This window comes from Neisseria sp. 19428wB4_WF04 (assembly GCF_015235335.1).
Taxonomy (GTDB): Bacteria; Pseudomonadota; Gammaproteobacteria; order Burkholderiales; family Neisseriaceae; genus Neisseria; species Neisseria musculi.
On the sequence record NZ_JADGLG010000060.1, the window covers coordinates 1 to 12,690 of the forward strand.

General features: G+C 49.7%; 11 protein-coding genes, 3 tRNA genes and 3 pseudogenes. 6 read left to right on the forward strand and 11 right to left on the reverse strand.

Annotated elements, in window-relative coordinates; genetic code table 11:
- Window positions 1-374: 374 nt before the first annotated feature.
- A complete protein-coding gene (locus IR141_RS10705) occupies window positions 375-599 on the forward strand; it encodes a tyrosine-type recombinase/integrase (protein WP_228068238.1) in 225 nt (74 codons plus the stop codon).
- A 256-nt stretch (window positions 600-855) separates the two neighbouring features.
- Here the strand turns inward: IR141_RS10705 and IR141_RS10710 are convergent.
- The 5 genes and pseudogenes from IR141_RS10710 to IR141_RS10730 form a co-directional block, all read right to left on the reverse strand.
- Window positions 856-931: transfer RNA gene (locus IR141_RS10710), tRNA-Asn, on the reverse strand.
- Between the two features lie 415 nt (window positions 932-1,346).
- Window positions 1,347-1,988 (reverse strand): annotated as a pseudogene (locus IR141_RS10715) (IS1595 family transposase).
- Window positions 1,989-2,195: 207 nt separating this feature from the next.
- Window positions 2,196-2,528, reverse strand: a complete 333-nt coding sequence (locus tag IR141_RS10720; protein ID WP_135033362.1) for a hypothetical protein — start codon at window positions 2,526-2,528, stop codon at window positions 2,196-2,198.
- 410 nt (window positions 2,529-2,938) lie between these two features.
- Window positions 2,939-3,724, reverse strand: coding sequence for a basic amino acid ABC transporter substrate-binding protein (locus IR141_RS10725; RefSeq protein WP_135037039.1), 786 nt, complete (start codon window positions 3,722-3,724; stop codon window positions 2,939-2,941).
- Window positions 3,725-3,843: 119 nt separating this feature from the next.
- Entirely contained in the window at window positions 3,844-4,095 is a 252-nt protein-coding gene (locus IR141_RS10730; RefSeq protein WP_135037042.1) for a hypothetical protein, read from the reverse strand.
- A 254-nt stretch (window positions 4,096-4,349) separates the two neighbouring features.
- On the opposite strand from IR141_RS10730, the gene IR141_RS10735 reads away from it, so the two are divergent.
- Together IR141_RS10735 and IR141_RS10740 are read left to right on the forward strand one after the other, a co-directional pair.
- Window positions 4,350-5,165 (forward strand): hypothetical protein, encoded by an 816-nt coding sequence (locus tag IR141_RS10735; protein ID WP_135037044.1) that lies wholly within the window; start codon window positions 4,350-4,352, stop codon window positions 5,163-5,165.
- A 291-nt stretch (window positions 5,166-5,456) separates the two neighbouring features.
- Window positions 5,457-5,921 (forward strand): DUF3465 domain-containing protein, encoded by a 465-nt coding sequence (locus tag IR141_RS10740; protein ID WP_228068239.1) that lies wholly within the window; start codon window positions 5,457-5,459, stop codon window positions 5,919-5,921.
- Window positions 5,922-6,597: 676 nt separating this feature from the next.
- On the opposite strand, the gene IR141_RS10745 is transcribed toward IR141_RS10740, so the two are convergent.
- The 4 genes from IR141_RS10745 to nadE form a co-directional block, all read right to left on the reverse strand.
- Window positions 6,598-6,687, reverse strand: a tRNA-Ser gene (locus tag IR141_RS10745).
- 23 nt (window positions 6,688-6,710) lie between these two features.
- Window positions 6,711-6,800, reverse strand: a tRNA-Ser gene (locus tag IR141_RS10750).
- 81 nt (window positions 6,801-6,881) lie between these two features.
- On the reverse strand, window positions 6,882-7,661 hold the full coding sequence (yaaA, locus tag IR141_RS10755; RefSeq protein WP_135037063.1) for a peroxide stress protein YaaA: 780 nt from the start codon (window positions 7,659-7,661) through the stop codon (window positions 6,882-6,884).
- Between the two features lie 161 nt (window positions 7,662-7,822).
- Entirely contained in the window at window positions 7,823-8,620 is a 798-nt protein-coding gene (gene nadE, locus IR141_RS10760) for an NAD(+) synthase (protein WP_135037047.1), read from the reverse strand.
- Between the two features lie 325 nt (window positions 8,621-8,945).
- Between nadE and IR141_RS10765 the strand changes: the two genes are divergently transcribed.
- From IR141_RS10765 to IR141_RS10775, 3 genes and pseudogenes are all read left to right on the forward strand, one after another.
- Window positions 8,946-9,494 (forward strand): YqgE/AlgH family protein, encoded by a 549-nt coding sequence (locus IR141_RS10765; protein WP_135037050.1) that lies wholly within the window; start codon window positions 8,946-8,948, stop codon window positions 9,492-9,494.
- A complete protein-coding gene (gene ruvX / locus IR141_RS10770; protein ID WP_135037053.1) occupies window positions 9,487-9,975 on the forward strand; it encodes a Holliday junction resolvase RuvX in 489 nt (162 codons plus the stop codon). Before IR141_RS10765 ends, ruvX begins: the two co-directional genes overlap by 8 nt.
- Window positions 9,976-10,173: 198 nt before the next feature.
- Window positions 10,174-10,825 (forward strand): annotated as a pseudogene (locus IR141_RS10775) (IS1595 family transposase).
- 90 nt (window positions 10,826-10,915) lie between these two features.
- On the opposite strand, the gene glyA reads toward IR141_RS10775, so the two are convergent.
- Both glyA and IR141_RS10785 read right to left on the reverse strand, forming a co-directional pair.
- Entirely contained in the window at window positions 10,916-12,166 is a 1,251-nt protein-coding gene (glyA, locus tag IR141_RS10780) for a serine hydroxymethyltransferase (protein WP_135037057.1), read from the reverse strand.
- A 315-nt stretch (window positions 12,167-12,481) separates the two neighbouring features.
- Window positions 12,482-12,690, reverse strand: a pseudogene (locus tag IR141_RS10785) (IS1595 family transposase); the annotation flags it as partial.

A 12,690-nucleotide genomic window follows, 5' to 3' on the forward strand; every position in this document is an offset into this window, starting at 1 on the left:
CATGCATAACATCCAGGTTGGGCTCCGCTGTGTGATAAAGCGGAGCAGTTTATAACAAACGGAGAGTGGCTCAATTTTGGAGCACAACTCCCCGTTTCCCTGGCTCAGTTTTGCACGATATTTAACACTGCATGATATGAACCACGACTTCGTTGGATGCGTCAATTATTCCGACAGAACTAAAAACCGCTATCTTGCATTGATTCGTTCCATCTTGAACATAGCTGCGCATGAGTGGCAATGGTTGGGAAACGTACCGAAAATCACGTTATACAGGAAAGCCAGACGGCACGTCCACAGGCTGATGCAGAACGAAGCACAGAAACTCATCGCAGCTTTACTCGGATACCTAGCCGATATGGCGATTTTCAAGTTTGGCTGCAGGATTCAGGAAACGAAATGTGCTGGATTTGAAGTGGGAGCAAATAAACCTGCAACAAAAGACAGCTTGGATTTATCCTGACAAAACCAAAGCGGGGCGGATCATAGGTATTACGCTGAATCAGACGATGGTCGGTGTATTGGAAAAACAGATGGGTAAGCACCCATCATTTGTTTTACCTATCCGAACGGCAATTAAGTTGTGTTGGCTGAAGTAGGGATTAATGATTTTAGATAGAATAACTTGCATCACACATGGGCAAGTTGGCCGGTTCAATCCGGTGTTTCCTGATGCTTTGCCGGAAATGTCTGTTAGGAAAGCATCAGTATGCCCATCTCGTGCGTGCCGAAACACTTGTACGAACATGCTGCATTATTGGATGGTGCCGGTCTTTTTCAGCAAAAATTTAGCACTCCACCCAATAGGTTGGGCGGAGAAAAAAACCTAAATGATTGCTTAGGCTTTTAAAAAATTGGCTCCCCGACCTGGGCTCGAACCAGGGACCTGCGGATTAACAGTCCGTCGCTCTACCGACTGAGCTATCGGGGAAAATAGGCTTAATTATATCGAGGATTTGGAAAGTGTCAATATTTTTTACGTTATTTTTTCGCCTTAAATACCAGTAAATTGAATCGAGAGTCTAAGAATCAAAATTCATTTTAAAGGATTCCTCTCAGCATCTTCAACAGCACTTATACAAATCATAATGCCTTATGCTTGAAACAAAATCCAGCTTCTTTCAAATACAGGTAAAACTTATGTCGGTACACGTTAAATCACGACAAGCAATGCTCGGTATAGCCCCAAAAACAGGCTTAATGAACCTTTAGGTTTGCTTTCTTCTTTTTTATCTCTTAATCACAAAATAATTTAGAAGCTTAAAAAGAAAAAACACTCAATATAGTGATACATTTCTGAAATTAAATTAAAAAACAAGGCTCTAGACTAGCAGCTTTATATAAATTTACTTTAAAAGCCTCCAAAGTTGGTGACTCAGTTCATCAGAGTTTCGGTTCCATCGCCATCCGCATTCCTTCAGGTGCAAATCAAAGTTTTTGGTTACGCCGTTGAATTTGGCGGGCCTTCGTTTGGTAAAACTCCGGAAGCTTTCAATACCATTGATGTGCCCGGTACCATCTGCAAACTCATTTTGTCCGTGATTAACGCGCAAATGTTTAGAGTAGCCGGCATCGACCAGGCCGCTGTAACCGCGCCGGCTATCAGAATAAACAACACCCAGAGAGACTTTCCCAATATAACAGCTTGAAGTGTTTGCTTTTTACAATCAGGAACGATTTCGGTATAAACCCTGCCGTCTCTTTCGAAAATACCAAAGACGGGTTGTTTAAGCGTTCCTCTGCCACGCTTTGACTTGCCATGGAAACCGCGCTACAAATAGCTTTCATCAACCTCTATGCTGCCGTATAACAGGTCTTTTTGCCCGCTTTGGCAGCGGTATATTTCGTGCCTGAAAATGCGATACCGGTGGTTGATGGTATTGCGGTTGAAGCCTGTCAGCAAAGCGGTTTTGAGGCTTCTATACCGACACAAAAATGCTTGATAATTTTTTGAGCTGATGGTCACTTAACTTGGTGTTATATTTCATTTTTCTAGGCTAACAGAGCTATTCTGCTAGTCTAGAGCCTATGATTTTCAAATTTTAAAGCGGCTTTAACACATGATATTTATGCAAAAGCTACTGTTTCCTTTTGTTGCCAATTCGTGCAAAAGCTAACAATTTACCGTGCAAAAGCTGTCGCTGCTTTATAATGAAACCGGCAGGGCTGTATCGGTATGTTGGGAAACATCCGTATCAAACCTGTCTGTCATCACAGGTAATGCTTTGTATTGTTATGCCTTTTCTTCTTATTTTTTGAACTGCTGCAAGATATAGTGCATTGGTTTCATATTCGACTTCATCGACCGATAAGGCCTGATTGCTGGTGCCGTCATACGGAACCATGATGCCGAAGTTTCTACCCAAAATAGGCGGTATCGATGAGACTGACCGGCATTCGGGACGGCAAACTGGTTTTTTGCGGCCGCTTTTTTTGCAGATGGCGACTGATGGCTTTGCAGTGATCGGCAAGTTGTTGCGCTGTCTGTTTGCCGTTGGTGCAGGGCTGCTATAATTGGCCGGAATCAAGGCGTCTGCCGCTATCTAAAGCGCTTTAGACAAATTGTGTATTGATAACGCTGCTTGCTGTTTCCGGTACCGTTACGTTTGATGCTTTTTGGGGAAGCAAAAGGGCATTTTTGTGTTCAAAACTTTTGGATCCTTGAAAGCCTTTCAGGATAAGGGTTCCAAGGATTTTTAGCACTCATTTTTCCCTCACGCCACAATTTCAATGCACCAGAGAACTCTCCGGCACCGTATTATCCACACTCCACCTTGCGGGATATGCTCTGTGTTAATCTGCTATCCCGTAATTTTTGCCGATAAAAACCGTGTATTCTGCCATAAAAAAACTGCACTTCCCGGGTTGGTTTGTGTGTCCGGTTTGGGAGGTGCAGTTTAAGCATGGGCGTTTTTGTTGAAGCGGGCTGCGGATACTGTTATTGGGCGAAATATTTGCTTTGGATTTTATCGTATTCGCCGTTTTCTCGAACCTTGGCCAATGCATCGTTCAGCATATTCAGCGTAGCGGTGTCGCCTTTGCGTACGGCCATACCGTAGTTTTCGACTTCGAAATCGGGTACGGCAACCATGCTGAAACCTTTGTCGCCGTTATTTTTTATGTAGTTGCCCACAACTGCGCTGTCGGAAATCACTGCATCGAGTCCGCCGTTTTCCAATTCCTTAATTACCAGCGGAAGGCTTTCGAAGCGGGCGATCTTGGGGTTGTTGCTGCCCAGGATTTTAGAAGCGGAAAAATCGCCGGTCTGACCGGTTACCACACCTACTTTCTGTGCTTTTTTCAAATCTTCGACCGATTGGATATTCTTGCCCTTCTGCACCAAAATCACTTGCTTGATTTCAAAGTAGGGGTTGGTGAAGTCCATTGTTTGTTTGCGCTCATCGGTAATGGTGATGGCGGAGGCCAGGATATCGACATCGCCGTTGGTTAAGGCGGGGAAAATGCTGTCCCACGGTTGGTGTTTGTATTCCACTTTGAAATTGCCTGCTTGCGACATGGCGTTGAGCAGATCGATGTCGAAGCCGGAGATTTGGTTGCCGGCGTTCATAAATTCAAACGGAGCAAATTCGGCATTGGTGGCAACGTGGTACACTTTTGCGGCATCTGCGCCGGTTTGGGCAGACCCGCTGCTTTGGCCGCCGCAGGCGCTTAAAACCAAAGCAGAGCAGGCGATGGCGGAGGCAATCCATTTTTTCATGTTCATGTGGGTATTCCTGATAAAGTTTTTAAAGTGGCTATTCTAACACAAGCTCGCAAAAATACGCATTTCCAACATATTTTAAATTTTGGTTTTTGTTGGTGAAATCATATGCTTGAATATTTCTAGCGTTCTTTTTCTCGGAAGAAGGCGTAGGTAACATCATGAAATAAATCCGTGTGCGGGCTGTCTTCATAATTAAGCTCGTCCAAGGCATCTTCAAAGGCAAGCTGCACCGATTCGATCACGTCTTGTGCAATATTGGCGGGCAGGGCGCGTACCATGCCTTTGAAAGCTGTGGCCAGCACATGGTTCTGCATACGCAAAACATCGCAGGTTTCTTCAAGATATTCCAAGCGTTGCTCTATGCTGTTCATGATTTTTCTTTCGGGAATCTGTTAGAATGCAACATTATAGCGCAAACTCGGATTTAACTTTAGTATAGTAGCATCGGGCAGGAAGCAGGCATTTTTCGGCATTGTAAAGCAGGATAAATGATTGGGAAACCTATATTTTCGAATGTCGGAGAGGGTTGCAGCCGTCTGAAACGCACGGCAGCACTGTCATAACGGCAAAACGGGCGGGTTTGCAGTAAAACGGCAGAAAGGCGCAGGCAATAAGGATAAACAAGATGACTAACCCCAACACGCCGGAGTCGTCCGGCAACAATAACGGCCAAGAAGAATTCGATTGGGAGAAAGGTTTGGAAAAGTTGCGTGAGCAGCGGCATTTGGGCCGCAGTGCGGCGGTCAGGCCGCAGGTGCAACGCCCGGCTCCGATTCCTCGAGTTGCCGCACGGCAGGTTAAACCTGTGCAGGAAGAGGCGCAATTGAATGCCAAAGCAGCCGAACGGATGCTGCGCGAGTATTTACAGCAATGGCAGCAGGAACACAACGATCCGCTGGCTGACACGATTACCGCCGAAACCGATACCACCGTGCTGTTGCAGGAAGACTGGCTGGCTGCGCAAACCGCGTTGCAGTCAGCGCGGATAGACGACAGTCAATTAGAAGGCAAACGCACGGTTTGGCTGAACCCTAAGCGGCAGAGTATTTCATTTGCCGAGCCTGCCGCCGGGCATGAGCTCGAAACAGGGCAGGCAGAAGACGGCAACGTGTTTGCAGAAACCGAAGAAACCTTAGAGGCCGGGGAATGGCTGCCGGTTACGGTGAAAGTTATTAATCCACAGGTTGATCCGCGCAAGCCGGTGATGTGTTTGTCGGAGCAGGAGTTGTTGGAACGCTTAACCCGCCGGCTGCGTCCGCACCTCACCGATGCAGTGGCGGGCATGGTGCGGGTGGCGGTGCAGAAGCAAACTGCAGCTCTCACGTATCAGCTTCAGCAGATTTTGAGCGAGCAGGCACCCGCCTTGGTGGAAGAAATTCTCGATTACAATCTTAAAGCCGCTATGTCGGAAATCAAATACAGCCTGAAATATAAACGCTGATACCTGCCGTATCATGAAGGCAGGCCGTCTGAAACCGGGTTTCGGTAAGCGGCTCGGGCGAAAAATATGTTTTGCGTAAGCGGTTTTGCAGAGGCTTTGGGATTTCAGACGGCCTTAACGGTTCGAGGGCTTTTGAAAAGGTTTGCAGCGTATATTGGATATTGAGCCGTTTGAAAAATCCGGCAAGTTTTGTGCCGGCAGGTTTTCAGACGGCCTGTAAAGGATTGAGCAGATTCTGAAAGGTTTCTGCGCATATTGGGCCGTCTGAAAAATTCAAATAAACAGCGTTGCATGAACAGAAAAATGAAGAAAAACCTGATTTGGGCGGCGGTGGCTGCTGCCGTATGGTTTGGTTATCAGCATTGGCAGAATCAGCCGCAGCAACCGACACAGCAGGGGGTGCAGACAGAGAGACGGCAGAGGGTCGGGCAAATCCTTCAGACGGCCTATGAACAAAAGCAGAGCAATATCCAAGTGGAGGGTAGCGGCGTGGTGGTGAAAACCCTGCCGGACGACAACAAAGGATCGCGCCACCAGCGTTTTATTCTCAAGCTGGCCGGCGGGCAAACGCTGCTGGTGGCACACAATATTGATTTGGCTCAGAAAATCAAAGGGCTGAAAAAAGGCGATACGGTGGATTTTTACGGCGAATACGAATGGTCGCAACAAGGCGGCGTGATTCATTGGACGCACCACGACCCGAAAGGCCGCCATGCCGATGGCTGGTTGAAGCATAACGGGATCATGTATCAATAAACCGAAGCCGCTGATTCATTTACTTAAAAAACAACACCTTAAAAAACAACCCAACGAAGCAAACTGCACCCCACAACTCGGACTCACTGCCCGATTTATGGGGTGCAGTTTTTTATGGCGGCATCCATCATGGCGGCACCCATCGGCGGGGGCAAATGGGGGTAATACCGCCTGCAAACGCCCGCTCCGGCCGAGTGTGCCGGCGGGTGCCGTGTCGGCAATATGCAGAGAAAGGTCTGAAACCTAAATCCAAAAAATCCGATGAAGCAACAGTTTGAGCCGGTGCAAGCCGGCCGTCTGAAAATCAGCCGGGGCTGCTGAAAGGCGGGCTTGGCTTAAAGCAGGAGCGGCTGTGATAAAAAGCCGGCAGTTTGATCGGATTCGGATTGTCGAAAAAAGCAGGGTTGTTTACACTTTTTATGCCTAAGGGCTTTTATTATTGCTGCTGAAATAATGGTGTGGAGCAGGCCGGCGGTGCGCTGTGGTAAGCCTCCCTGCTTTCAAAGGGGGGAGGGGCGCGGGTTTGTTGGAGGGCTGTCTGAATAGGATTAAGTTAGAATGAAAAGGGCTGAATCCTGTTTGATATAGGATTCAACCCTTTGAAGTTAAAGCCGCTTGATTGATGGTTAAACTGTTTAAGTTGGGGCAGGCCGAAATCGGGCGGGTTGTTTTTATTTGGCGGAGGCGGTGAGATTCGAACTCACGGAGGGCGCAAACCCTCGACGGTTTTCAAGACCGCTGCATTAAACCGCTCTGCCACACCTCCGGTCTTGTGCTGGATTTCAAGATTGGCGGAAGCGGTGAGATTCGAACTCACGGAGGGCGCAAACCCTCGACGGTTTTCAAGACCGCTGCATTAAACCGCTCTGCCACGCTTCCGTTTCTTGAAGGCGGAAATGTTATCGCAAAATAGTGCGCCTGCCAAGCATTTTGCGCCGCCAGGGCATTAGTTTTTTGTTTTTATTTGTATTGTTCCTTCCTTAAAAATATCCATTCGTTTTCGCCGGACGCGGCAGCGTTAAACGCATAGCCTTCATAGTCGAAATTTTTCAAGGCTTCCGGTTCGGTGATGCGGTGTTTGGCGGCATAGCGCACCATCAGGCCGCGGGCGCGCTTGGCATAAAAGCTGATGATTTTGTATTGCCCGTTTTTTTCGTCTTTAAACACGGGGGTAATCAGGCGGGCATTGAGTTTGGCAGTATCGACTGCTTTGAAGTATTCCTGCGAGGCCAGATTAACCAGTGTGTTGCCGCCGCTTTCCTCCAGCGTTTGGTTGAGCAGTCCGGTGATGCGCCCGCCCCAGAATTCGTAAAGGTTTTTGCCGCGTGAGTTGGCAAACGGCGTACCCATTTCCAAACGGTAGGGTTGCATCAGATCAAGCGGGCGCAGCAGGCCGTAGAGACCGGAGAGCAGGCGTACACGGCTTTGAAGATAGGCAACGGATTGGTTGTCAAGCGAGGATGCGTCCAGGCCTTCATACACATCGCCGTTAAACATATACACGGCCTGCTTGGCGTTTTGGGGGGTAAAGGGTGTGTGCCAAGCGGCGTTGCGCTCGGCGTTGAGCAGGGCAATTTTGTCGGAAACATGCATCAGTTCGGCGATTTGCTGCGGCGCAAGCAGGCGCACTTCGGCCATCAGTTTCCCGGCTTCGGCAAGCAGTGCGGGCTGTGTGTATTCGGTAACCGGGGCGGGGTCTTTTTCGTTGAGGTTTTTGGCGGGTGAGAGAACGAAAAGCATATCGGTGGGCTTTGGTGGTGGTTCAGACGGCCTTAACTTTAGTGGCGGCGCGGCGGTTTGGCAAGTTTTACGGTGTTGCGATATTTTATGGCTGTGATTGTTTGAATGGAGGGCAGGCCGTCTGAAAACGGTTTTCGGACGGCCTGTTTGGGTGATGGGGGTTACGGTGCCAATAGCGAAGGGGGTATACCGCATACGGGAATCGGATTGATTTTGTGCTGCATGGCCTGATGCAGGCGGGTGTAGGTTTCCAGCACTTCGCGTTGGCGGCCGGTAAAGTCTTCGGGGGTGTTCCAGCCATATACGCCCATTGCCCATTCCAGCTCGGGATAGGTGGCGCCGATCTGCTGTTCGTCAGTACGGTCGGTGTCCCACAAACCATCGGTGGGCGGGGCGGATTGGATGGATTGCGACACATCGAGTGCGGCGGCCAGTTGGTAAACCTGGCTTTTGAGCAGGCCGGCTATCGGGCTGATGTCCACGCCGCCGTCACCGTATTTGGTGAAAAAGCCTACGCCGAAATCTTCTATTTTGTTGCCGGTGCCGGTAACCAGCAGGCCGTTGATTTGGCCATAGTAATAAAGCGTTACCATGCGCAGGCGCGATCGGGCATTGGCCAAGGCGAGCTGCTTGGCGGGGTAGTCGGCTTCATCGACATCAACGGTGGCGGCGAAAGTGTCGAAAGCGGGGGTGAGGTTGATGCTCATGCCCTGCACGTTGTCGGGAAAGCGTTTTTTCAAATCTTCGATATGGGCTTGGGCGCGTCCGGACTGGTCGGCTTTCTGGCGGATGGGCATTTCGAGCAGCAGGGTGGGCAGGCCGGTGCGGGCGGTTAAAACGGATACCACGGCGGAATCCACTCCGCCCGACACGCCGACAACAAAGCCTTTGGCTCGGGCGGTGGCGGCGTAATCTTTGAGCCAGCCGACAATATGGTCGATTACGGCTTGGGTTTGCATAGGGTATCCTTTCAGCAAGAAACAGGTTTAACGGCAATAAATGTAATGTATCGTTATTTTAATCTTTGTTAAAGTAAAAATTATAATGAGTTTATGGTGTGCGGCCGGTATGGAAATAAAGCCACAGTCTGCCAGTATATTGAGACAGACGGATATTGTATAAGTTTCAGACGGCATGGTTAATGTTTATTTTTGTTAAGGTAAAAATAGGCCGGAGGCCGTCTGAAAAAAGCATCGGGGCAGCTTGTTTTTACGCCTTGTAAAAACCATGCCAGCCCCCCATGTTGGGCTGCATCCGAATCATTACTCAGAAGAGTTTGGAATCATGAATTTAGCAGACCATTTTTTGGTGGCCATGCCTTCGTTGGACGACCCGTTTTTCGAGGGCAGCGTGGTTTATTTGTGCCAACACGGAGAAGAGGGCGCGTTGGGCATTGTGATCAACAAACCTTCCCCCGTTACCATGGATTTGATTTTTGCCGCTGCCGACAGCGCCATTCCCGAGCGTTTTCAAAACGAGTGGGTGATGATGGGCGGCCCCGTCCAAATCGACCGCGGTTATGTGGTACACACGCCGGTGGGCAACTGGCAGAGCAGCTTGACGGTTAACGGCAAGGTGGCACTGACCACTTCGCGCGACATCATCGAAAACCTGTCACGGCCGGGTGCAGTTGAAAAAGCCGTAGTCAGCATCGGTTATTCGAGCTGGGAGGCAGGCCAGCTTGAGCGGGAACTTTCAGAAAACGCGTGGCTTACCGTGCCGGCCGATACGCATATTTTGTTTGATCTGCCCTATGAAGAGCGTTATGGGGCGGCATTTGCCAAAATCGGCGTAAACCCCGGCATGATGATGAGCGGAGCCGGCCATGCTTGAAGCACCGCACGGCACCACATTGGCGTTCGATTTCGGCGAGGTGCGCATAGGCGTGGCCGAGGGTGATGCAGAGGTGGGCACGACGCATCCGATTGCAACGGTAACGGGCATCGGCAACGAAGCCAAGTTTGCCGCTATCGATAAACTGGTGCGCGAATGGCAGCCGAAGCAGTTTGTGGTGGGGCTGCCGGTTCACGCCGATGGCAGCGGACACCGTTTGACCTGCTTGAGCCGCAAGTTTGGCCGCCGTCTGCACGGGCGTTTCAAACTGCCTGTATATTGGGTGGACGAGCGGATGTCGTCGCTGTATGCCGAAAGCCTGCTGGCCGAAGCCCGGGTGTTCGGCAGAAAGCAGAAAGCCCTGCTTGACCAAGTGGCGGCACAGGCGATTTTGCAGGGCTTTTTCGAGGGCGGCGCGGCGGAGTTTTTCAACGGCAGGGAAGGTGGGCAGACGGGGCAAACCATACATCAGGCCGTCTGAAACCGTTTCAGACGGCCTGATGTATGGTTTGGTTCTGCCGTGATAAGCAGCGGTTGTGGTGGTAGTGAACCCACTTATTTTGATATAAGGCAGACAGTGTGGCAAGGTGTGGCAGAGCTGCTATAACGAAAAATAAAGTGGATTGGCTGTATATTTAAAGGGGCTGATGTAGATTAGCAGTCATGACAGGATGCTAAAATGAAGATAACAAACTGTAAATTAAGCAAAAAATCACAGAAGACTACTCAGATATTTTGTGCCGGAAGTTACCGCCCGCTCGGCTGCCGATGTCTTGGGTATCCGGCCCAACACCGCCATACTCTTTTACCGCAAAATCCGCCTCGTCATCAGCCGTCATTCGGCCTTGGAGGCCGATCAGGTTTTTGAAGGTTCCGTAAAGTCAGATGAGAGCTGCTCCGGCGGTAAGCGCAAAGGAAAACGCGGCACAGGAGCCGCAGGCAAAGTGGTGATTTTCGGCATCCTCAAACGTGGCGGCAAGGTCTATACCGTGGTCGTGGATAACGCCAAAAAAGAGAGTTTGTTGCCTGTTATTGCGAAGAAAATCATGCCGGACAGTGTGGTGTATACCGACAGTTTAAGCAGCGATGATGTCCTGGATGTCGGCGGTTTTCACCACCATAGGATTAACCACGGCAAGACATTTGCCCAGAGACAAAACCACATCAACGGCATTGGGAATTTTTGGAATCAGGCCAAGCGTGTGCTACGCAAATACAACGGAATCGACCGGAAGTCTTTTCCCTTATTCTTGAAAGAATGCGGGTTTCGTTTCAACTTTGGCACACCAAGTGAGCAGTTGAAAATCTTGCGGGATTGGTGTGGTATTTAGGGCTAAGCTACTTCAACCCCTATTTAAAAGATATTTAAAAGGCCGTCTGAAATTTTTTCAGACGGCCTTTGGCTGCACGCGTATCTTCAATCAAGATCCGTAAACAGGATTTTTTTCGCACAAAGCAGTCGCCGCTTTGGCCACGCGGTTTAATGTGGCTTCGTCTTCCGGGTTTTCCAGCACATCGGCCACCAGATTGGCCAGCTCGCGGGCATCGGCTTCGGTAAAGCCGCGGGTGGTGATGGCGGCGGTGCCGACTCGGATGCCCGAGGTAACAAACGGTTTTTCAGGGTCGTTGGGGATGGTGTTTTTGTTGATGGTGATATGTGCTTTGCCCAAGGCTTCTTCGGCGGCTTTGCCGGTGATGTTTTTCGGCCGCAGATCCACCAGGAAAACGTGGCTTTCGGTGCGGCCGGAAATAATGCGCAGGCCGCGTTTTACCAGCTCTTCGGCCATTGCCGCCGCATTGGTTTTCACCTGTTTGGCGTAGTTTTTGAACCCGGGCTCCAGTGCTTCTTTGAATGCCACGGCTTTGGCAGCAATCACGTGCATCAGCGGACCGCCTTGCAGACTGGGGAAAATTGCTGAGTTGAGGGCTTTTTCGTGGGTGTTGTCGCGGCAAAGAATCACGCCGCCGCGCGGGCCGCGCAGGGTTTTGTGGGTGGTGGTGGTTACGAAGTCGGCAAAAGGCACAGGGTTGGGGTATTCGCCGCCCGCCACCAAGCCGGCGTAGTGCGCCATATCGACAAACAGATATGCCCCTGCTTTATCGGCGATTTCGCGGAACTTCGCCCAATCGATTTCCAGCGCGTAGGCCGATGCGCCGGCCACAATCATTTTCGGTTTGTGTTCCATCGCCAAGCGTTCCACTTCGGCATAATCGAGCACTTCGTTTTCGTCCAAACCGTAAGTAACCGCGTGATACAGTTTGCCGGAAATATTGACGCTTGCGCCGTGGGTGAGGTGCCCGCCGTGCGCCAGACTCATGCCCAAAATGGTGTCGCCGGGTTTTAAAACCGCTGCGTAAACCGCTTGGTTTGCCTGCGATCCGGAATGCGGCTGTACATTGGCGTATTCGGCACCAAACAGTTTTTTTACACGGTCGATAGCCAGCTGTTCGGCGATATCGACATATTCGCAGCCGCCGTAATAGCGCTTGGCCGGATAGCCTTCGGCGTATTTGTTGGTGAGCTGGCTGCCTTGCGCTTCCATTACAGCGCAGCTCACATAGTTTTCAGAAGCGATCAGTTCGATGTGGTCTTGCTGACGCCGCACTTCTTGCGCGATGGCCGCAGCCAGCTCGGGATCGTATTTTTCAACGGTTATGCTTTTGGAAAACATGATGCAGAATCCTCGGGACAAGGTTGTGGAAGAGAGGAAAATTTCTAGTTATTGTAACCGAATTCATTTGGACAACGCATGAAAAATCTAACTTTATGGGGAAACCTTGTTTATGAAGCGATTATTAGTATTTTATTTAACCTTCTAAGCCCTTGTGTATTAATTGGTAACTATTTTCGCAACTTGTTGCTCTGTAGTTCTGCTTAAAGTAAGAAGTATAATAAAGATTGCTCTTTGAACTGCACACCAAAGTTAGACACTATCCTAACTTATTAGGTGTAGTTTTCTATGGCAAAATATTTAAACGAATTTAAATTAAAAGGGCTCTAGACTAGCAGCTTTATATAAATTTACTTTAAAAAGCCCCCAAAGTTGGTGACCCAGTTCATCAGAGTTTCGGTTCCATCGCCATCCGCATTCCTTCAGGTGCAAATCAAAGTTTTTGGTTACGCCGTTGAATTTGGCGGGCCTTCGTTTGGTAAAACTCCGGAAGCTTTCAATACCATTGATGTGCCCGGTACCAT